This window comes from Candidatus Nanopelagicales bacterium, from assembly GCA_041393815.1.
In the GTDB taxonomy this organism is placed as follows: domain Bacteria; phylum Actinomycetota; class Actinomycetes; order S36-B12; family JAWKJK01; genus JAWKJK01.
The window spans coordinates 1-20,745 of record JAWKJK010000009.1 but is presented as its reverse complement, the minus strand read 5'-3'; the positions used below and the strand labels follow the sequence as shown (position 1 = coordinate 20,745).

Annotated in this window: 15 protein-coding genes and 1 tRNA gene; 7 read left to right on the top strand and 9 right to left on the bottom strand. The window is 72.5% G+C overall.

The window, feature by feature from the left end:
* Nucleotides 1-140 precede the first annotated feature (140 nt).
* A complete protein-coding gene (locus R2737_17995; GenBank protein ID MEZ5118153.1) occupies nt 141-2,489 on the bottom strand; it encodes a M4 family metallopeptidase in 2,349 nt (782 codons plus the stop codon).
* A gap of 249 nt (nt 2,490-2,738) precedes the next feature.
* Between R2737_17995 and R2737_17990 the strand changes: the two genes are divergently transcribed.
* On the top strand, nt 2,739-4,943 hold the full coding sequence (locus tag R2737_17990; protein MEZ5118152.1) for a (Fe-S)-binding protein: 2,205 nt from the start codon (nt 2,739-2,741) through the stop codon (nt 4,941-4,943).
* Between the two features lie 203 nt (nt 4,944-5,146).
* On the top strand, nt 5,147-6,457 hold the full coding sequence (locus R2737_17985) for an MFS transporter (GenBank protein ID MEZ5118151.1): 1,311 nt from the start codon (nt 5,147-5,149) through the stop codon (nt 6,455-6,457).
* A 123-nt stretch (nt 6,458-6,580) separates the two neighbouring features.
* Here the strand turns inward: R2737_17985 and R2737_17980 are convergent, their stop codons facing one another.
* The 4 genes from R2737_17980 to R2737_17965 form a co-directional block, all read right to left on the bottom strand.
* The gene (locus R2737_17980) at nt 6,581-7,615 is read right to left on the bottom strand and encodes a DUF559 domain-containing protein (protein MEZ5118150.1); all 1,035 of its coding nucleotides are present in this window, start codon (nt 7,613-7,615) and stop codon (nt 6,581-6,583) included.
* Between the two features lie 207 nt (nt 7,616-7,822).
* Complete coding sequence (gene dcd, locus R2737_17975) at nt 7,823-8,398, bottom strand: dCTP deaminase (GenBank protein ID MEZ5118149.1); 576 nt, start codon at nt 8,396-8,398, stop codon at nt 7,823-7,825.
* A 32-nt stretch (nt 8,399-8,430) separates the two neighbouring features.
* Nucleotides 8,431-9,639, bottom strand: coding sequence for an FUSC family protein (locus tag R2737_17970; GenBank protein MEZ5118148.1), 1,209 nt, complete (start codon nt 9,637-9,639; stop codon nt 8,431-8,433).
* Between the two features lie 54 nt (nt 9,640-9,693).
* Nucleotides 9,694-10,155, bottom strand: a complete 462-nt coding sequence (locus tag R2737_17965; protein ID MEZ5118147.1) for a hypothetical protein — start codon at nt 10,153-10,155, stop codon at nt 9,694-9,696.
* 167 nt (nt 10,156-10,322) lie between these two features.
* Between R2737_17965 and R2737_17960 the strand changes: the two genes are divergently transcribed.
* From R2737_17960 to R2737_17940, 5 genes are all read left to right on the top strand, one after another.
* Nucleotides 10,323-10,393, top strand: a tRNA-Gly gene (locus R2737_17960).
* A gap of 185 nt (nt 10,394-10,578) precedes the next feature.
* Entirely contained in the window at nt 10,579-11,238 is a 660-nt protein-coding gene (locus R2737_17955; GenBank protein ID MEZ5118146.1) for a DUF2993 domain-containing protein, read from the top strand.
* A 1,102-nt stretch (nt 11,239-12,340) separates the two neighbouring features.
* Nucleotides 12,341-12,787: an ATP-binding cassette domain-containing protein gene (locus tag R2737_17950; protein MEZ5118145.1), complete on the top strand. Its 447-nt coding sequence runs from the start codon at nt 12,341-12,343 to the stop codon at nt 12,785-12,787.
* A gap of 1,718 nt (nt 12,788-14,505) precedes the next feature.
* Nucleotides 14,506-15,234: an ABC transporter ATP-binding protein gene (locus tag R2737_17945; protein MEZ5118144.1), complete on the top strand. Its 729-nt coding sequence runs from the start codon at nt 14,506-14,508 to the stop codon at nt 15,232-15,234.
* A complete protein-coding gene (locus tag R2737_17940) occupies nt 15,231-17,624 on the top strand; it encodes an FtsX-like permease family protein (protein ID MEZ5118143.1) in 2,394 nt (797 codons plus the stop codon). The genes R2737_17945 and R2737_17940 overlap by 4 nt, the downstream gene beginning before the upstream one ends.
* A 28-nt stretch (nt 17,625-17,652) precedes the next feature.
* On the opposite strand, the gene R2737_17935 is transcribed toward R2737_17940, so the two are convergent.
* From R2737_17935 to R2737_17920, 4 genes are all read right to left on the bottom strand, one after another.
* A complete protein-coding gene (locus R2737_17935; GenBank protein MEZ5118142.1) occupies nt 17,653-18,264 on the bottom strand; it encodes a TetR family transcriptional regulator in 612 nt (203 codons plus the stop codon).
* Nucleotides 18,261-19,151: an ABC transporter ATP-binding protein gene (locus R2737_17930; GenBank protein ID MEZ5118141.1), complete on the bottom strand. Its 891-nt coding sequence runs from the start codon at nt 19,149-19,151 to the stop codon at nt 18,261-18,263. Before R2737_17930 ends, R2737_17935 begins: the two co-directional genes overlap by 4 nt.
* Nucleotides 19,148-19,999 (bottom strand): ABC transporter ATP-binding protein, encoded by an 852-nt coding sequence (locus R2737_17925; protein MEZ5118140.1) that lies wholly within the window; start codon nt 19,997-19,999, stop codon nt 19,148-19,150. The genes R2737_17930 and R2737_17925 overlap by 4 nt, the downstream gene beginning before the upstream one ends.
* A partial coding sequence (locus tag R2737_17920) for an ABC transporter permease (GenBank protein ID MEZ5118139.1) occupies nt 19,996-20,745 on the bottom strand: 750 nt, incomplete at its 5' end. The genes R2737_17925 and R2737_17920, both read right to left, overlap by 4 nt.

Here is a 20,745-nt window from a genome sequence, read left to right as displayed (position 1 = left end):
CCGGGTGAGGGAGGCGCGGATTCCCGGTGTCGAGGGTCGATCGGGGCTCGTCTGCGTGATCCCGGTCACACTCATGGTTCGCCGAAGGGGGTGCGCGGCCGCGCGGCTCGGCGGGCCCGGACGCCCAGCGGGCCGGACGCTCAGCGGGCCCGGACGGTGAGCCAGGGGCCGGCGCCGGCGAGCAGCCCGCCCGCGGCGGGGCGGACCACCCGCAGCACCGACCGACCGCGCACCGAGTCCCGCCAGGTCAGCCGGAACCGCGCGGTCGAGGTCAGCGTGCCGCGCGCCACGGTCCGCCAGCCGGTGGCCGTCCGGCGCTGGAGCAGCACCTTTGCTCCGGCCTTCTTCGGCCACGAGCTGCCGGCGACGACGACGGTGCCCCGCAGCGGCACCGTCGTGCGGGCCGCGCGGGCAGCGACCTTCGGCACCACCGAGACCCGGACCCCGCCGGAACCGGCCCGCGACCAGGGGCCCGCGGCGACCACCCGGGCGCGGTACTCCATGGACCGCTTCGGCGCGACGGGGAACGTGGCCAGTCCGTCGGCGTCGGCCGTGCGCGTGGCCAGGTAGCGCCAGGTCGTGGTTCCGACCGGACGCTGGTCCAGCTTCACGGCGGCCGCCGGCTGCCCGCGCAGGGCGCCGACCGCCACCGCGTCGGTGACGCGGACGCTCACCGAGGTCCTGGCGCCGTAGCGCACCCGCGTCGTCGCGGCGGACGTGACCACGCGGCGCTGGGTCAGCTCGGTGGCGTCGACCGCGGCGGACACCTGCGCACAGTCGTCCCCCGTCAGCCCCGCCACGCCGGCGACGACCAGTTCGTCGCAGGCCTGCCGCAGCTGGCCGCCCAGTACGGCGTACGTCGTGCCCGGCGCCAGCCGGTTCTGCACCTCCCAGTACAGCGCGAGGGTCTTGTCGATCCCGAGTCCCCGTACGGAGACGCCGTGGAACTCGCCGCCGGCGGCGATCAGGTAGGCGGCCTTGTTGCCGACCCCGCTGTTGACGTGGACCCCGCCCTGGTCCTCGTCGGACGTCCACCACAGCGGGGAGCCCATCCGGTCCGGCTGCCGCGGCTGGCCCAGGTAGGTGCGGGTCGGGTCGGCCATGCTGCGGACCGCGCCGATGGGCAGGCTCTCGCCCAGCAGCCACAGCGCCTCGTCGGCGGCGTTCTCGCCGGGGTCCGCGATCGACTGGTCCAGCAACTCGCCGAACACGTCGCTCATCGACTCGTTGATGGCGCCGGGCTCCTCGGAGTAGACCAGTCGGCTGGTCGCCGAGGTGACCCCGTGGGTGATCTCGTGCGCCACCACGTCGTCCGCACCGGCCAGCCCGGCGCCGAGGTACATGGCGCCCCCGCGGTACGGCAGCGTCCCCTCGCCGTCGTCCAGCCAGAACGCGTTCACCATCGGGCAGGAGTCGACGTCCTTGGGCGGGCAGTAGCGCACGGTGGCCCGCAGCTGGCGGCCCCGCCCGTCGCGGGCGTCGTAGCCGACCAGCGCGGTGAGGTCGACGCCGAGGCGCGCATACAGCGACGCGGTGCGACCCAGGGACTCGTACGCGGCGTCGATGTCGCGGGTCGGGGAGGAACCGACCGGGGCGTCGCCCTCGCGGCGGACCGCGGCGACCGCCCGGCACAGGCCCTGGTCGAAGGTCTGCCGGGTGTTCGCGCCGTCGCACACGACCCGGTCCAGGGCGGCCCGCCCGTGCGGCTGCACCAGCAGGACCCGACCCGTCACGGCGTCGACGACCACCTCGGCGCCTCCGGTCGGGTCGCGGCGATCCCGTACGGACACCGCCCACGCGGTCCGCCCGCCGTCGCCGTCGGCGCCGGTCAGGGAGGGGTCGTACACCTCGCGCATCGGCGTGCCCGGCTCCAGCGCGGCCGCGCCGTCGGCGCCATCGATCGCGGCAGCGTCGCCGAGCGCGGCGGTCGCGGCCACGGCCGTCCGGGTCGCCGCCGCCGGGGACACGGCCCACTCCCACCGGGCCGGCCGGGCCGTCGCACCGCCGCTCACGGTGAGCAGGGAGCCGTCCGCCGCGACGACCACGACCAGCTCGCCGGCCCGGACCGGGACGCCGTCGATGCGCTGGACGACCCGCACGACCGTACGGCCACCGGGGCGGGTGGCGACGGAGGCGACGGACAGGTCCGAGGGGCCGGCGCCGAAGCCGGCGGCCCAGGCCGAGGCGTGCGCCAGGGCGGCGGCCACCGGCCCGAAGGCCGCCGGGGCGACCGCGTCGGCGGGCAGGTCGCCGGGGGTGGCGGTGACCAGCGCGAGGTCCCCGTCCGGGGCGCGCTGGACCTCGACGTCCGCGGGGGCCCCGCCGACCGAGCCCACCGAGGACCGGGGGTCGCCGGCTGGGGCAGGCGCCCCGTCGTCGGCGTACGCCGGAACCGTCAGGAGACCCCCCGCGAGCACGGCCACGAGGCCGGCGGCGAGCCCGCTGCGTCGCACCGCGGGCGCGGTGCCGGTGGCGGGTCGGCGGGTCATCGGGCTCCGGGGGTTCGGCGCCTGCGCGCGTGAGTACGGTGGTGCGGGTGGGACGGACGGCTCGGCGTCCTGGCTCCACGGTACGACGCGGGCGTGACGGACGTCCCACCCGCGCAGGGCGGCGACCGCCCGGGTGGTGGGCCACCGGGGCACGGCGACCGCTAATGTTACTGACCGGTAGGTACCGCACTCACTGACCGGTTGGGTCGACACGACGCCCCGCGGGGCCGTGCCGGAGGGTAGGTCGCGATGGACTCGATGATGCTGCTGCGACTCGTGGTCGGACTGGCCATCACCGTCGTGGCGCTGGCCTGGGCGGGCAAGCGGGCGTGGTTCCTGTACTCGCTCATCCGCAGCGGTCAGCCGGCCATGGGCCGCGACGAGGCGGTCGGCCCGGCCGTCGAGGCCGAGGTCACCGAGGTGCTCGGGCAGCGCAAGCTGCTGCAGTGGGCCGTCCCCGGCATGGCGCACGTGTTCGCCTTCTGGGGCTTCCTCATCCTCGGCCTGACGATCATCGAGGCGTACGGCGCGCTGTTCCAGGAGGACTTCGCCATCCCGATCATCGGCCACTGGCCGGTGCTCGGCTTCATGGAGGACCTGTTCGGCGTCCTCGTCCTGGTCGGCATCGTGATCTTCGCGATCATCCGGCTGCGCACCAACCCCGCGAAGCAGGGCCGCTGGTCCCGCTTCTTCGGCAGCCACACCGGCGCCGCGTGGCTCGTGCTGTTCATGATCTTCAACGTCGTCTGGACGCTGTTCCTGTACCGCGCGGCGCAGATCAACACCGGGGTGTTCCCGTTCGAGTCCGGGGCGTTCGTCTCGGAGTGGGTCGCCGGTTGGCTGGAGCCGCTGGGTGAGACCGCGAACGAGTGGCTGGAGACCATCGGCATCTGGCTGCAGATCGGCGTCGTGCTCGTGTTCCTGCTGATCGTGCTGCACAGCAAGCACCTGCACATCTTCGCGGCGCCGGTCAACGTCGCCGCCTCCCGCCGGCCCAACGCCCTCGGACCGCTGCTGCCGATGTACTCCGGCCGCGACAAGATCGACTTCGAGGACCCCGCCGACGACGCGACGTTCGGCGTCGGGCGCATCGACGACTTCAGCTGGAAGGCCATGCTGGACATGGCCACCTGCACCGAGTGCGGCCGCTGCCAGTCGCAGTGCCCGGCGTGGAACACCGAGAAGCCGCTGTCGCCCAAGCTGATGATCATGGATCTGCGCGACCACCTGTTCGCGGCCGCGCCGTACGTCATGGCCACCGCCGACAACCGCCCGCCGATGGGCGAGGTCGACGAGGACGTCCTGGCGACGATGCCCGAGCGAGTGCAGGAGGAGGTCGCCCGGCCCCTGGTCGGACCGCGTGACGACGACCCGCACCGCGCGACCGACGGCTACGACGCCAAGGGCCACCGCTCGCACACCGGTCCGGTCATCGACGAGGACGCGCTGTGGTCGTGCACCACCTGCGGCGCCTGCGTGCACCAGTGCCCGGTCGACATCGAGCACATCTCGCACTTCGTCGACATGCGCCGCAACATGGTCATGATCCAGACCGAGTTCCCGGCCGAGCTCAACGGCCTGTTCAAGAACCTCGAGACCAAGGGCAACCCGTGGGGCATGAACACCTCGGTGCGCACCTCGTGGATCGAGGAGGTCGACTTCGACGTCCGCGTCTTCGGCATGGAGGGCGAGGACAAGATCCCCGACGACGTCGAGTGGCTGTTCTGGGTCGGCTGCGCGGGCGCGTACGAGGACCGGGCGAAGAAGACGACGAAGGCCGTGGCGGAGCTGCTGCACACCGCCGGCGTCAGCTTCATGGTGCTCGGCGAGGGCGAGACCTGCACCGGTGACCCGGCGCGGCGGGCCGGCAACGAGTTCCTGTTCCAGATGCAGGCGATGCAGAACGTCGAGGTCCTCAACGAGGTCGGCGCCAAGAAGATCGTGGTGACCTGCCCGCACTGCCTCAACACCCTCGGCCGCGAGTACCCGCAGCTCGGCGGCAACTACGAGGTCGTGCACCACTCGCAGCTGCTCGCGCAGCTGGTGAGCGACGGCCGGCTCACCCCGGTCACGCCGCTGACCGAGCGGGTGACGTACCACGACCCCTGCTACCTGGGCCGGCACAACCAGGTGTACGTGCCCCCGCGCGAGCTGGTCGCGTCCGTCCCCGGTGTGCGCCTGGTGGAGATGGAGCGGTCGGTGGAGACCTCCTTCTGCTGCGGCGCCGGCGGCGCGCGGATGTGGATGGAGGAGAAGCTCGGCACCCGGGTCAACCAGAACCGGGCCGACGAGGCGATCGCGACCGGCGCGTCCAAGGTCGCCGTGGCCTGCCCGTTCTGCTCGGTGATGCTCAACGACGGCGTGACGACGCGGCAGCAGGACGGCGAGGCGCAGGGCGTCGAGGTCGTCGACGTGGCCACGCTGCTGCTGGACGGGGTCCGGCCGAAGGCCTGACCCGAGAGTCAGTCGCGGGGCCCGGTCGGATCTGTCGGATCCGGCCGGGCCCCACTGCCGTCGTTCCCTACCGAAACCGTCGCCTCCGGACCTCCGCCGGGGCGGGCAGCGACGGTTTCGGTGGGACGCGGATCGCGGGTGTGTGATGCGGATCGCGGGTTATCGATTCGACGCCGACCCGGTGCTGCTGCCAGCCTCGCCCGGTGACCCTCGCCACGCCGCAGACCCCGGGCACGCGCGCACCGCGCGACCGGCGGTCGCTGCGCGCGCGGGTGCGCGGCTCGGTGCTCGGCGTACCCGGCTTCCGCTGGCTGTGGACCGGCCAGGCGGTGTCGACGCTGGGGGACCAGGTGTTTCCGGTGGCGGTCACCGTGGCGGTGCTCGACGCCGGCGGCGGTGCCGGCCAGGTCGGTCTGGTGCTCGGCGCCCGGTGGCTGGCCGTCGTGCTGTTCGCGCTGGTCGGCGGGGTATGGGCGGACCGGTTGCCGCGGCGGGTCGTGATGATCTCCGCGGACGTGTTCCGACTGCTCGTCGTGGGCGCGTTGGCGGTCATCCCGGTCATGCCCCCGGTCGCGGTGCTCGCCGGCCTGGTCTTCCTGGTGGGAGCCGGCGAGGCGTTCTTCCGCCCGGCGGAGACGGCCCTACTGCCGAGCCTGCTGCCCGCTGAGCGGCTGCCCGCGGCCAACGGGCTGATCTCGATCAGCTACCGGTCGATGGCGGTCCTCGGGCCCGGGCTGGGTGGCCTGCTGGTCGTCGGCCTGGGCGACGTACGGCTGGCGTTCGCGGTCAACGCGGTGACGTTCCTGGTGAGCGCACTGTGTCTGCTGCGGGTGCCCGAGCCCGGTCGGGTGGCTGCGGGGCCGCGGTCGTCGTTCGTCGCCGAGCTGCGCGAGGGGCTGGCGGAGGTGCGGCGGCACCGCTGGGTCGTGGCGACGCTACTCGGCGCCTCGGTGCTCCTGATGGCCGTGATCGCGCCGGAGAACGTACTGCTGCCGATCATCGGCCGGCGGGAGTTCGGGACCGATGCCGTGTACGCGACGGCGCTGGCGGTGTTCTCCCTCGGCGGCGTGGTGGGCGCGCTGATCGCGATGCGGGTGCGGCCACGCCACCCCGGGCGCGTGGCGTGGCTGTGGGGGCTGGTGTGGGTGTCGATCCCGCTGGCGCTGCTGTTCCCGGTGTCGCCGTGGCTGATCTACGCCGCATACGCCGCGTCCGGGGCGGCCTGGGAGCCGTTCGCCGTGTACTGGCAGTCGGCCATCCAGCGGGAGATCCCGCAGGACCGGCTGGCCCGGGTGTCGAGCGTGGACTGGATGGCGTCGCTGGCGCTGATGCCCGCCGGGCTGGCGCTCACCGGTCCGCTGGTGGGGCTGGTCGGCGAGGCCGTGGTGCTCGTGGGCGCCGGAACGGTCCTGGTCCTGGTCACCCTGATCGTCCTGCGGGTGCCGGGCGTCGCCGACTTCCGCGACCCCCGCTCCACCAGCACCGCCCGTCCCGCTCCCTCCGCACCGGAGTAGGCGGACCGCTCCCGACCCGGCTGCCCCCGCTGTCTTCCGACGGAATGAGTCTGGGCGTTGTTTGTGGGGCCGAAGAAGGCCCGCAAACAACGCCCAGACTCATTCGGCCGCGCCGGGCACGGGTCACGGAGGGGACCAGCCACCGGAGCGAAGGGCCCGGGCGATCCGCTCGACCACGACGGTGGGGGTGCGCGCGACCTCGTCGTACGTCCAGCGCACGACCGCCCAGCCCGCGCGGCGCAACGCGTCCTCCCGCCGCTTCTCGTCGAACAGCGCCTGCGGGTCGACGTACTTCAGCCGGCCGTCGGCCTCACCGAGGACGCGGAACCGCTGCCAAGCCTGGTCGGCCCAGTACGTGAGTCCGTCGTCCCCCAGGACCGGCACCCCGCAGTCCGGAGCCGGCAAACCGCCGTCCAGAACCACCCCGCGGGACAGCGACTCCAGCGGCGACTCGGCTCCCGGGTGGGCGTGGGCGACCGCTCGGCGGGCGCCGACGACTCCCGGCCAGCCGTACATGCGCGTCACGACCTTGGCCAGCTCCGCGCGTGCGCCTTCGACTGCCCCGGGATCGCGCACGAGCCAGCGCGGGTCCTCCTCCGGCCGGCTCCGCGCCACGAGGCGGCGCAGCGCCGCATCCACCGGGATCAGGGCGCGGGGGAGCGGCAGGTAGCGGGCACCGTCTACGGCCGTACGGGCCAATGACGTCACCGGGATCCCGCCCTCGAGGACCGGCTCCTCGGTCAGGGGGCAGCCGTGCACGCGGAACCCGCGTCCTCGCCACCCCGAGGAGCCCGGCACAAGCAGTTCGGCGTCAGCCTGCCCCAGCGGCGGGATACCGAACGGGTCGGGCAGCACGTGCACGGCCCGGGCGGACCGGAAGCAGGCGAGACCGTCCGGGACCCCCTCGATCGCGGCACGAACCGTCAGCAGGTGACTGCCGCGCTCGTCCACCGCGTCCAGGACTTCGCTCGCGACGACCACACCGGGTTGGAGCACGGTCAGGGCTCCCGCCGCCACAGCCGCGCGCAACCTTCCCTCGGACAACCCGCGCTGCGACGCCCGGCTGATCGTCACGGGGACCGGGCCGAACTCCTCGGTCAACTGGGCGGCGGTGGCGACGGTGCTCAGACCGCGGCGGCGTGACAGGGCATCGGGCATCCGGCCACCGTGGTCGACGCGCGCCGCGGGCGCATCCGGCTGTCCACAGGCCCGGCAACGGCTCCGACGTACCCGCCCTCCCCGGCCGAATGAGTCCAGGCGTTGCTTGTGAGCCCGAAATCGGCTCCAAGCAACGCCTGGACTCATTCCGTCGCCATGGGGGGCCGCGGCGGGGCGCGGGTGGGTGAGCGGAGGAGCGGAGGTGGGTCAGAGGGGGGTGCGGTGGAAGTTGGCGAAGGAGCGGCTGGGGGTGGGGCCGCGCTGGCCCTGGTAGCGGGAGCCGTACACCGCCGACCCGTACGGGTGCTCCGCCGGCGACGACAGCCGGAACAGGCACAGCTGGCCGATCTTCATCCCCGGCCACAGCTTGATCGGCAGGGTCGCGACGTTGGACAGCTCCAGCGTCACGTGCCCGGTGAACCCGGGGTCGATGAAACCCGCGGTGGAGTGGGTGAGCAGGCCCAGCCGCCCCAGCGACGACTTGCCCTCCAGCCGGCCGGCGACGTCGTCGGGCAGCGTGACGACCTCGTACGTCGACGCCAGCACGAACTCGCCCGGGTGCAGGATGAACGGCTCCTCGCCCTCGGGCTCCACGAGCCGGGTGAGGTCCGCCTGCTCGGTGGACGGGTCGATGTGGGGGTACCGGTGGTTCTCGAAGACCCGGAAGTACCGGTCCAGCCGCACGTCGACGCTGGACGGCTGGACCATCGCGTCGTCGAACGGCTCGAGCACGACCCGGCCGGCGGCGACCTCGGCCCGGATGTCACGGTCGGAGAGCAGCACGCCCCGGAGGCTACCGGGGTCCCCGCGCGCGGTCAGGCACGGTCCGGCAGGTCCTCCTGCGGCGAGGAGAACGGGTCGTCCTGCTCGTCGACATCGTCGGCCAGCTCGTCGGGCACCACGCCGTACGGCGGGCCCGCGGCGATGATGCGCCGCAGCGAGTCGATGCGGCCCAGCGCGGTGATGCTCTGCAGGACGACGTCCACCTGGTAGCCGCGGGTGACCTGCGCCAGCGCGTCCCGGATCTCCTGGCGCAGCAGGTGCGAGCGCACCTCGCACGGCGCGGGGCCCTCCGCGGCGACGACCCGCACCATCTCCGCCAGAGCCCGCAGCAGGTGGCCGGCCGTGGCTGGGGGCAGCACCGGCGGCAGGCCGGGTCGGTCGTAGAACCGGTCGTACGCCGACGACAGCGCACGGACCTGGACGGTGACGCTGTTCAGCCAGCGGACCTGCGCGGACAGCCGGTCCAGCTCGCTGCCGGCCCTGCGCCCCCGCGGGTTGAAGCGGGCGCTGTCCACGGCCTCGTCGTACGCCTCCCGGGCCCGCAGCGTCAGGCCCCGCAACGAGGACGTGGCGGCGGAGAACCGGTGCCGCTCCCCGGTCGCCAGCGGGCGGTCGTAGGTGCCGATCTCGGTCGCGAGGGCGTCGAGGACGTTCGCGATCCCGGCGGCCCAGGCGTCTCGGGCGGCGCGCGCCGGTCCCATCCGCGCCCGCGGCGGCGGGAGCATCATCACCGCGACGCCGATGAACCCGCCGGTCAGTACGTCGATGACCCGCCACACGTCGGTGTGCAGGACCGACGGCCCGATCACCATGACGAACAGGACGGTGACGGGGATCTGGAGCTGGCCGGTGATGGACAGCGGCAGCTTCCGCGCGGCCAGCAGCGCCACGAGCATCGCGAATGCGAAGGACCACCAGGACGTCCCGACGGCATTGACCCACAGCGTGGCGAGCAGGACGCCGGCGGCGGTGCTGAGGACGTACTGCGCGGCCATCCCCAGCGTGACGAACGTCGACGACTGCACGACCGCGAGCGCCGTGGCCGGCGCGAACAGGGGCAGCGGGGTCTGGCTGTAGCGGGCGGCGAGCATGTACGACACCGTCGTCGCGACCGTGATGCGGATGACCTGCGACGTGGTGACCAGTCCTCGGCCACGCGCGCGCAGCACCTCGGTGACGACGGGGGTCAGGGCCGGCGGTCGGGTGTCGGCGCGTATGGGTGCGCCGCCGGAGGACGTCATCCCGTCATTGTGGTGACGCGGACGGCGTCGTTGCCGACCGCGAGGGCTGCCCGACTACCGGTACCAGGTGATGGTGCGCACCGGCGAGATGCCGCGGGCCGTCTCCGGGGTGGCGGGGAAGATGGCGCGGTACGACCGCACCGCGGGGGTCTCCTTGGAGACCCACGCGGACACCGTGCCGTCGCGGCGCATCTTCAGCGACCCGAGGGTGCGCCAGCCGGCGCCGTCCCGGTACTGGATCTTCACCGACCGGTAGGCCACGTCCGACGGGTACGGACGGACCCGGACGGTGAAGTCAACCCGGGTGCCGACCTTGGCCCGGGCTGCCTCGAACGTCAGCGACACCCGGACAGGGGTGAGCGCCGCCGGGCGCGCGACCGGCACGGCCGCGGGCGCGGTCACCGGCGTCGCTGCGGCCGTCGGTCCCACGACCGCGACCGGCACCACCGCCAGCGCCGAGATCAGCAGCACCGTCGCCGCGGTGCGGCGCCGGGTCCCTGCCTGCCACATCGCCATCGTTGCCCCTCTCGCACATGCGACCCCCAGGGTCGCCCCATCGCGGACGGTAGGGCAGACCCCGCCTGCACGGGAAGCCCCTGGCGGGCGATCGGGATGCGCGGGTACGGCATACTTCTCCTCGTCCTTCGGGACGGCCGCCCCCCGAGGCGCCGTCCCGGCGGCACGCGGGTGTAGTTCAATGGCAGAACATCAGCTTCCCAAGCTGACAGTGCGGGTTCGATTCCCGTCACCCGCTCACGGAGGTCGCCGGGAATCGGGAGGAGGCTCGCGCCAGCGAGCCGACGGATCCCGTCACCCGCTCGGGATGAGACCCTCGCAGCATGACGGCCCACTCCGCACCGGTACGGGGACGCCTCGGCGCCGACCCCCGGCGGCCGTCGAGAACCGCGTGACGAGGGCGGGCGTATGCGCACGCGGGGTGTGGTTTGGGGGTCAGCGGCCCTGGGCCTCGTCGTTCTTCTCGCCATCGTCGACCGTGGCGTCGCAACTGCTGCCGCGCGTGCCATCAGCGACGGCGTGGCCGAGGCGGGCTGCGCCTCCGCGTCGATCAGCACCGAACTGCACGACTTCCCGTTGCTGACGCAGTTGGCGAGAGGACGGTTGAACCGCGTGACGGTCACGCTGGACGACGTCAGGGACCGGGGTGCGCCACTCGACTCGGTCGTGCTGGACCTGTACGACGTCTCCACCTCGCAGCCCCGTACCGCGGGGAGGGTGGAGCTGGTCGCCACCGTGTCCCCCGCTGACCTGCGGGCGGTGGCAGGGAGGGGCTGGGACGTCGCGGTCGGCGATGGCGCGCTCGTCGTGACGGGGATGGACGACTCGACGCCGGTGCAGTTCCGGCTCGCGCCCCGCTTCGCCGAGGGACGGTTGCGCTTCGACCTGCGCGACGTTCTGCTCTTCGGCAGCCCCGTTGCAGGCGACCGGATCCCCACGGAGATCGTGGACGCGGTGTCCCGACTGGACAGCGACCTGCAGGACCTGCCCTTCGACCTCGATCCGACCGACGTCAGGGTGGAGCAGGCGGGTCTGGTGGTGCGGGCGGCCGGCACCGACGTGGACGTGAACGGCGCCTGCTGAACCCTGAGCCGTCCCCGCACCAACCCCCGGGACCAGGTCTCCCAGAAGGCGCCGCAGCGCGCGGCGGCGGCCTTCGGGGTCTCGGCGAAGATCCGGCGGGCGAGGGGCTCCGCCCGGGCTCTCAGCTCTGCTTGCCGGCGGTCGAGAAGGCCGACCAGCACCTGGGTGTCACGGGGCTGGTCGAGCAGCTGCGGCTCGTCCCGCAACGTGGTCCGGAGGACGTGCAGGTCCTGGTGGTCCCCGAGCAGGTCCGTCAGTCGGTGCGCCGCCTTCAGCCGCGGCTTGAGGAGGTCCGGCCACAGCGGAACGAGGATCCGGATGTGGAGCCGGTGGTACTTGGCGCGCTTGCGCAGCTCGTGCACCTTGTCGCCGCTGGGGGAGGCGTAGGCCGCGGTGACCGCGGCCCGTCCACGCCCGTACGTCGTGGCCAGCCCGGGTCCGACGGCCTCGAACCCGTCGGTGTCGAGGGTCCAGCCCGTGATCCGCTCCCGAGCGTCGCCGAGGTCATCGACCAGGGCGTCCAGCAGCCGCCGGACGCCGCCGTCTTGCTCGGCCAGGTCATCCCGCCGCTTCACCAGCGCCGTCCGCGCACGTTCGCCGAACGCCGGGTCCAGTTGGTCGGAGAAGACCTCCCCGAGCTCCTCGACCGTGCTCAGCAGGGCCGAGGCATCCCGGATCGGGGACAGGGCGCGGGCTCGGTCCCGGTACCACGCGTTCTCCAGGGCACAACTGTCCCCCAGAGCTGGTCGCACCAGTCGGATCGCAGCCCGGATCCGCTTGAACGCCTTGCGCGCCTCATGCACCCCCTCGTGCACGTCCACGTCGGCATCGGTCAACGTGCTCTCGACCCTGTCCACCTGTTCTCGGCAGAGCCGCCGGACCATCTCGTCGACCGGTTCACCGTGCCGGAGCTCGTAGTCCATGACGTCCCGCCTCCCCGTCCACCGTACGTGCGTACGTGGCGTGCCGACGAGCAGAGAAGTGCGGCAACCAGCCCGAGGCCTCGCACACCGGTGCCTGTGGACGGGCAGTCCACGCCAAGGCCTCCGTTCGACGCCTCAGGAGTGTTGACTGGTCCCCAGCAATGCCGACGGGAGGCGCCATGGGTACGGGCGCGACGGTCGCCAGCCTGCGGGCGGTCACCAAGACGTACGGCGAGGGCGACGCCGAGGTGCACGCGCTGCGCGGGGTGGACCTGGAGCTGCGCACCGGGGAGGTCGTCGTGGTCCTGGGGCCCTCCGGCTCCGGCAAGACCACGCTGCTCAACGTCGCCGGCGGGATCGAGCCCGCGACCAGCGGCCGGGTCGAGCTCGGCGGGGTCGAGCTGGCCGACAAGGACCCCGAGGAGCTGGCGACGGTGCGGCGCGACACCGTCGCGTTCATCTTCCAGTTCTTCAACCTGATCCAGACGCTGACCGCGGCCGAGAACGTGCGCGTCATCGCCGAGCTGTCCATCGGAAGTGTCTGCGTGGTGGGCGTCTGCCTGGTTGACGGCATGGCATGTCCTCTCTGCGCGGGTACCTGTCTGCTGCAGGGCAAGCCGAGGTAGACCTACGCCGTCGTCCTAGAGCCACCCCCGCCGGGAGCAGCCGGGGTAGTCCGCAAGGTCACGGTGCACGCTTCCCCGCGGCCGATCTCATGCAGCACGTCCTGGACTTGTGCTGTGCCCAGGTGGTTCCCGGCGGCGGGCGACGGTCGAGCAAGGCCTGAGGTTCACTCCTAGTCGGCGATGATCCCTGACGACGCGGCCAGGATGTTGCCGTCCGGGTCGGCGAACCACACGGACTTGGTTCCGTCCATCACGGCGACGCCGTCCTCCCAGTTGGCGCCCTCGTAGTCGAAGGTGATGAAGTCGATTCCGGCCTGCCACGCAGGCTCACCTCCCGGTCGAAGGACGTGTCGTCGACCTCGAAGCCCATCAGCGTGGCCTGGTTCGTGCCAGCCGTCGGGGATTCGTACAGCAGGACGTCGGAGCCGGCGACGTCGTACAGGTCCGCTCCTGACCTCGCGGCCACGAACCCCGGGACGCCCTCATAGAAGGCCCTCGACAGGTTCATCGGACACCGGAACCAAGCTGATCGCGAGCGCGAATCGGTTGAGCATCGGTCCTCCCTCGGATCGTCAGTCACTCGGATGTACCCGGAGTCCGCCGTCCTTACACCGCGTCCTGCCCAGCCGATTCCTCGATCGCTGCCCCGGGCGGTCGCTGCTCGGCGGGCTGGTCTCCCAGACCTGCCAGTAGGCCCCCCGTGCGGCGGCAGCCTTGGGGGTCTCGGCGAAGATCCGGCGGGCGAGGGCTCCGCCAGGCTCGCAGCTCACCAACGCGGCGGTCGACAAGGCCCATCAGGAGCTGGGTGTCACAGGGCTGGTCGAGCGTCCGCAACGTGGTCCGGAGGACGTGCAGGTCCTGGTGGTCCCCGAGCAGGTCCGTCAGTCCGGTGCGCACTTCAGCCGCGGCAGGGAGGTCCGGCCACAGCGGAACGAGGATCCGGATGTGGAGCCGGTGGTACTGGCGCGCTGCGCAGCTCGTGCACCTTGTCGCCGCTGGGGGAGGCGTAGAAGGCCGCGGTGACCGCGACCCGTCCACGCCCGTACGTCTTGGCCAGCCAGGTCCGACGGCCTCGAACCCGTCGGTGTCCGAGGTCCAGCCCGTGATCCGCTCCCGAGCGTCACCGAGGTCATCGACCAGGGCGTCCAGCCGTCGGACGCCGCCGTCTCGCTCGGCCAGGTCCTCCCGCCGCTTCACCAGCGCCGTCACGCACGTTCGCCGAACGCCGGATCCAGTTGGTCGGAAGACCTCCCCGAGCTCCTCGACCGTGCCCAGCAGGGCCGAGGCATCCCGGATCGGGGACAGGGCGCGGGCTCGGTCCCGGTACCACGCGTTCTCCAGGGCATAACTGTCCCCCAGAGCCGGTCGCACCAGTCGGATCGCAGCCCGGATCCGCTTGAACGCCTTGCGCGCCTCGTGCACCCCTTCGTGCACGTCCACATCGGCATCCGGTAGTGCTCTCGACCCTGTCACCTGTTCTCGGCAGAGCCGCCGGACCATCTCGTCGACCGGTTCACCGTGCCGGAACTCGTAGTCCATGACGTCCCGCCTCCCCGTCCACCGTACGTGCGTACGTGGCATCCCGACGAGCAGAGAAGTGCGGCAACCAGCCCGAGGCCTCGCACACCGGTGCCTGTGGACGGGCAGTCCACGCCAGGGCATCCGTTCGACGCCTCAGGAGTGTTGACTGGTCCCTAGCAATGCCGACGGGAGGCGCCATGGGTACGGGCGCGACGGTCGCCAGCCTGCGGGCGGTCACGAAGACGTACGGCGAGGGCGATGCCGAGGTGCACGCGCTGCGCGGGGTGGACCTGGACCTGCGCACCGGAGAGGTCGTCGTGGTCCTGGGGCCCTCCGGGTCCGGCAAGACCACACTGCTCAACGTCGCCGGCGGGATCGAGCCCGCGACCAGCGGCCGGGTCGAGCTCGGCGGGGTCGACCTGGCGGACAAGGACCCGGAGGAGCTGGCGACCGTACGCCGGGACAACGTGGCCTTCATCTTCCAGTTCTTCAACCTGATCCAGACGCTGACCGCCGCGGAGAACGTTCGTGTCATCGCCGAGCTGACCCGCCGGGGCGAGCTGAACGCCCTGGACGAGCACGTCGCCGCCGCCCTGTCCGGGGTCGGGCTGGCGCAGCGCGCGGACGCGTTCCCGGGCCAGATGTCCGGAGGCCAGCAGCAGCGGGTGGCCATCGCGCGGGCGCTGGTCACCGACCCGCGGCTGATGCTGTGCGACGAGCCGACCGGCGCCCTGGACCTGGAGACCGGGCGCCAGGTGCTGTCCCTGTTGCAGCAGGACGCGCGCGACGGCGACCGGTGCGTCGTGATCGTCACGCACAACTCCGGCATCGCCACGATGGCCGATCGCATCGTCCGGGTGCACGACGGCACCATCGCGGAGATCACCGAGCAGGAGGCGAGGCCGGCGGACGAGGTCACCTGGTGAGCGGGCACCCGACGCTGCGCCGCAAGCTCCGGCGGGACATCCGCCGGACCTGGCCGCTGTTCACCGCGCTGGTCGTGACGGTGCTGCTCGGCATCGCCCTGTACGCCGCGTCCAACAACGCCTACCGCAACCTCACCGACTCCTACGACAACGCCTTCGTGGTCCAGTCCTTCCCGGACCTGTTCGTGACGACTCCCGATCCGCAGGCGTACGCGGACCAGATCAGGGACGACCCTGCCGTGCAGGCGACGCGCACCCGGGTGCAGGCGGACCTCCCGATGGCCGTGACCAGCGGATCCGGTGGGACGGACAAGCTGACCGGCCGCATCGTCGGCTACCCCGCGAACGGGACCCCCGCGGTCGCGAGCCTCACGACGCTGTCCGGGGCGTCGAACCCCTCGCCCGGCGAGGTACTGGTCGAGGAGCACATGGCGGACACCTTCGGCCTCGAGGCGGGCGACAGCGTGCGCGTGAGCACCGCCGCGGGCGAGGTGGAGGTCGAGGTCGCGGGGGTGGTCTCGAGCGCCGAGTACCTGTGGCCCGCGCCCAGCCGCCAGGAGATCATCGTCCCGCCGAGGTCCTTCGGCGTCCTGTTCGTCACCGATGCCGACGCGCGCGCGTGGAGCGGCGGGGGCGACAACCAGGCACTGGTGCTCCTGACCGACACCGCCCGGAACTCCGCCGACGCGGGCGCCGCGCTGTCGTCGCTGTCGTCCACGGCGACCCAGGACGGTGCGACCGAGGTACTGACCCGCGCCGAGCAGCCGTCGAACTCCTTGCTGCAGGAGGACATCTCCGGCTTCCAGCAGATGGCGGTGGCGTTCCCCGCGCTGTTCCTCACCGCGGCCGGGCTGGCCATGTACGTCCTCCTCACCCGCCGGGTCACCCAGGAGCGCCAGGTCATCGGGACGCTGCGGGCGTCGGGCGTACGCAGCCGCACCGTGGGGTGGCACTACCTGTCGTACGGCCTCGTCGCCGGCGCGCTCGGGGCGCTGCTCGGACTACCACTGGGGATGGCGATGGCCGGGGCCATGTCCCGTGCCTACGTCGCGGTGATCGGCCTGCCCGACCAGCTCACGGTGTTCACCGCCTTCCGGCTCGAGACCATCGCGGTGGGCGTCGCCTTCGCGCTGGTCGCCACGGCCATCTCGGCGGGCTTCCCCGCTCGACGGGCCGCTCGGGTAGCGCCGGCAGAGGCCATGCGCGGGGATGGCGCCGACGGGCATGCCCGCACCAGCCGGATCGAGCGCCTGGTACCAGGGCTCGAGCACCTGCCCGCCCGCTGGCGGATGATCGTCCGCAGCATCGCCCGCAACGGCAAGCGCACCGTCTTCACCGCCAGCGGGGTGGTGCTGGCGCTCATCCTGGTCCTCGCGTCGGTGGGGATGCTGGACACGATGAGCTCGCTGATCAGGGTCCAGTTCGACGAGGTCACGCTCGCGGACGCCCAGGTCGAGTACGCCGCGCCCGTGGGCACCGATCAGGTCGTTGCCGTCAACGGCGTCGAGGGGGTCACGCACGCCGAGTCCGTCATCTCGCAACCGGTCTCGGTCGCGGCCCACGGGAGCGTCTACTCCACCCAGATCACCGGGTACGACCCGAACACCCGACTGCACGGCTTCATCACCCGCGGCGGTGACCCGGTGCCGCTGCCCGACGACGGCATCCTGATCGACGAGGCCATCACCGCCGCCATCCCCGACCTGCAACCCGGGGACGAGGTCCAGCTGACCTTCCCTGCTGACGGCAGCACCGTGACGACGACGGTCGTCGACTTCACCTACGAGCCGCTGGGCACCTTCGCGTACGCGACCAAGGACTGGATGCGGAAGAACGTGCCCGGCGCCGAGGCGACGACGGTGCTGGCCGCGACCGACCCCGGAGCCGACCAGGACGCGGTCCGCCGTGCAGTGTCCGACCTCCCCGGCGTCGTCGCGTACGTGCCGACCTCCGCGCTGCAGACCACGTACGAGCAGTACGCCGGCCTGTTCAACGTGTTCCTCGGCGCGATGCTGCTGCTGGGTGCGGCGATGGCCTTCGCGATCATCTTCACCACGATGAGCGTGAACATCGTGGAGCGGCAGCGGGAGCTGGCCACGCTGCGGGCGGCGGGGGTGCGCTACCGCACCCTGGCCGGGCTGGTGGGTGGGGAGAACACGGTCATCGCTGCGCTGGGGGTGGTGCCCGGCCTGGTGCTGGGGGTCGTCTCGGCGGCGGCGCTGCTCCAGACGTACTCCAACGACCAGTTCACCCTGACGCTGGACATCCGCTGGACCAGCCTCGTGCTGGCGGCGGTGGCCATCATGGCCGTGGCGGTGCTGTCCCAGTGGCCCGGGCTGCGCTCGGTGCGCCGGATGAACGTCGCCGACGCGGTCCGCGAACGTTCGTAGCACCGCGCCCGCGGCGTGCCCGCGCGAGTCAGACCAAGGGACCCTGCAAGTAGTGGTCGAGCACCGGGCCGACCAGTCCGGCCAGCGTCTGCGCCGGGAGATCCTTCAGCGGGGGGATCCCGATGACGTAGCGGGCCAGCAGCAGACCGCCCATCTGTGACCCGACCAGGGCGGCGCGAAGCTCGGGCCGGTCGGCGTCCGCGAGTCCCTCCAGCCCGTGCAGGAGAGTGCGGGACAGGACGTCGCGCAGCGCCTGCGCCGCCCGGTCGTGCGAGATCCCGGTGCGCAGCAGGGCCACCATCGCGCCCTGGGTCTGCGGGGAGTCCCACAGCCCCAGGGCCCGGGCGACGATCGTCTCCCCCACGCCGGGCATCCCCGCGTGCAGGTCGCCGAGCACGGCGACCGGGTCGACGGGCAGATCGACGGCGGCGACGAGCAACTCGTCCTTGGTCCCGAAGTAGTGGTGCACCAGCGCCGGGTCGACCCCGGCGCGCTCGGCGATCGCGCGGATCGTCGCCCGCTCGAAGCCCTTGGCGGCGAACAGCTCCCGGGCTGCGTGCAGGATGTCGTCGCGCGCCCCGCTCTCCCCAGGGCGGCGGCCGATCGGGCGCGTCGTCGGCCGGGGCGTGGCTCGACTCACGCGGGCCCCGCGGCTCTGGCCAGCACCGTCATCCGCTCCTCGATCGTCGCCGGAACCGACCGCACGTCAGCGCCGAGCCCCGCGGAGTGCAGAAGCTCGCGCAGCCGCTCCGGATCTCCGTCGGCCACCCGGACCGCCGTGCCGTCGAGAGTGACCGGCTCCCCGGCCCGCTCCAGCGCGGCGAACGCGGCCGCCCAGTCGTCGGTGACCACCTCCACCGCGGTGGTGCCGCCGACCACGTCCGTCTCGCTGCCCTCCGCCACGAGCCTGCCGCCGGACATCAGCAGCAGCCGGTCGCACTGCTGCGCCTCCTGCATGTAGTGCGTGGTCACCAGGACCCCGACGCCGGCATCCGACTGCCGATGCACGGTGTCCCACAAGCGGGCCCGGGACAGCGGGTCGACGCCGGAGGTCGGCTCGTCGAGGACGAGCACCTCGGGCCGGTGCAGCAGCGCGCACGCGAAGGCGAGGCGACGTTGCGTGCCGAGTGCGAGCGCGCCGACGAGCGTGTCCGCGTACGACGCCAGGTGCTCCGGCACCTCGGGACGCGGCTGTCCGTACGCGGCGGCGGTGAAGTCGAGGTTCTGCCGCACGGTGAGGTCGTCGTAGAGACCCAGGCCCTGCGGCACATAGCCGATGCGCCGTCGCGACTTGCGGTCCGGCGGCCCGCCGAATAGCAGGGCATCACCCTGCGTCGGTGCGAGCAGCCCCAGCAGCATCCGGATCACCGTGGTCTTGCCGGCTCCGTTCGCGCCCAGCAGCCCGACCACCTCGCCCGGGAGCACCCGCATCGACACGTCGTCCACGGCCACGAACGACCCGAACCGGCGCACCAGGTGCCGCGCCTCGAGCAGGGGGGCGGCGGGCGTCCCTGCGTCCGCGGTCACGGTGCGACCTCCGCGGCTCCCGGCGCGGTGTCACTGGGATGCCGCCGCAGGGAGGAGGCGATCACGACGTCCTCGAGGTCCGGGACCACCGCGGAGCCCTGCTGCTCAGCGGTCCCTCCCGAGGCTGGCCACCACTCGTGGAACACCCGACCGCGTCGCCACGCGTACTCCGGCCGCACCGGCTCACGGGTCGCCACGATCGTGCCGTCCACCGCGGCCCGCACCGTGGCCGGCGACCCCTCCAGCAGCGTGTGCCCGCCGTTGAGCACCAGGATGGACGCGCACCGCTCCGCCTCGTCCAGGTACGTGGTCGACATGAGCACCGCGGCGCCGTGCGCGGCCGCCTCCGACACCAGCCGCCACAGGTCGACCCGGCTGACCGGGTCCACGCCGGTGCTCGGCTCGTCCAGCACCAGCAGCCGGGGGTCGGGCAGCATCGCGAGGACGAAGCCGAGCTTGCGCCGCATCCCACCGGACAGCTGGCTGGACAGCCGGTCGCGCACGTCCGCCAGTCCGGCCCGCTGCAGCAGCGGGTCGGCCCGCGAGCGCAGCGCATCACCGCGCAACCCGTACGTGCCGCCGACGAAGTCGACGTTCTGCTGCACGGTGAGGTCGAGCCAGGACCCGGCGCTCGCCGGCAGGTAGCCGATCTCCTGGGCGGGCGGTGCGTCGACCGTGCCGGAGTCGAGGACGACCTCGCCGACCATGGCGCGCAGCAACGTGGACTTGCCGGCCCCGTCGCCGCCGACGACCGCGGTGACCAGGCCGGCCGGCACCGGCAGGGTCACGTCGTCCAGCGCGGTCACGTGGCCGAAGCGGACCGTGGCGCCGGTGAGCCCGTACGTCACGACGACGCCCCAGCGCCTGCCGTCGCCTTGGCTCGGTGGTGCCGCCGGCGACCCGGGGCGAGGTCGCGCCGGAACCGCAGCACCGCGCCGGTGAACACCACCAGCGCCATCAGGGTGAGCATGAGGAACGGCAGCCACAGCGAGTCGATGGGAGCGCCGCGCAGCATGATCCCCTGGGAGATCATCGTGAAGTACGTGAGCGGGAGGAAGAACGCGATCCAGCGCACGCCCGCGGCCATCGCGTCGAGCGGGAAGATCATGCCGGACAGCAGGATCTGCGGGAGCAGGAAGAAGAAGGCCAGCTGGATGGCCTGGCCCGCGTTCTGCGACACCGTCGAGATGAACACGCCGAGGCCGAGGACGACGAACAGGAACAGTCCGGCCCCCAGCGCGAAAGCGAACGGGTTGCCGTTGAACGGGACTCCGAACAGCCACATCCCCAGCAGCGTGACGACCGCCATGTCCAGCGAGGCGAGCAGGAAGTAGGGTGCGATCTTCCCGAGGATCACCGCGCTGGGCTTGATGGGCATGACGGCCAGCTGCTCGAGCGTCCCCGTCTGGCGCTCCCGCACCAGGCCGATGCTGGTGATGATCGTGCCGATGAACGTGAGGATCAGGCCGATGATCGCCGGGACCATCACCCAGGACGTCTTCAGGTCCGGGTTGTAGAGGATCTCGGTGGTCACCCGGTCGCCGAGCCGGTTGAGGACCGAGACGATCGACTGGGCGGCGAACAGGTTCGAGCC

Excerpts from the sequence above, each read along its gene's own strand:
- R2737_17995 (MEZ5118153.1), bottom strand. The coding sequence starts at position 2,489 with ATGACCCGCCGACCCGCCACCGGCACCGCGCCCGCGGTGCGACGCAGC.
- R2737_17980 (MEZ5118150.1), bottom strand. The coding sequence starts at position 7,615 with ATGCCCGATGCCCTGTCACGCCGCCGCGGTCTGAGCACCGTCGCCACC.
- R2737_17965 (MEZ5118147.1), bottom strand. The coding sequence starts at position 10,155 with ATGGCGATGTGGCAGGCAGGGACCCGGCGCCGCACCGCGGCGACGGTG.
- R2737_17945 (MEZ5118144.1), top strand. The coding sequence starts at position 14,506 with ATGGGTACGGGCGCGACGGTCGCCAGCCTGCGGGCGGTCACGAAGACG.
- R2737_17970 (MEZ5118148.1), bottom strand. The coding sequence starts at position 9,639 with ATGACGTCCTCCGGCGGCGCACCCATACGCGCCGACACCCGACCGCCG.
- R2737_17990 (MEZ5118152.1), top strand. The coding sequence starts at position 2,739 with ATGGACTCGATGATGCTGCTGCGACTCGTGGTCGGACTGGCCATCACC.
- R2737_17950 (MEZ5118145.1), top strand. The coding sequence starts at position 12,341 with ATGGGTACGGGCGCGACGGTCGCCAGCCTGCGGGCGGTCACCAAGACG.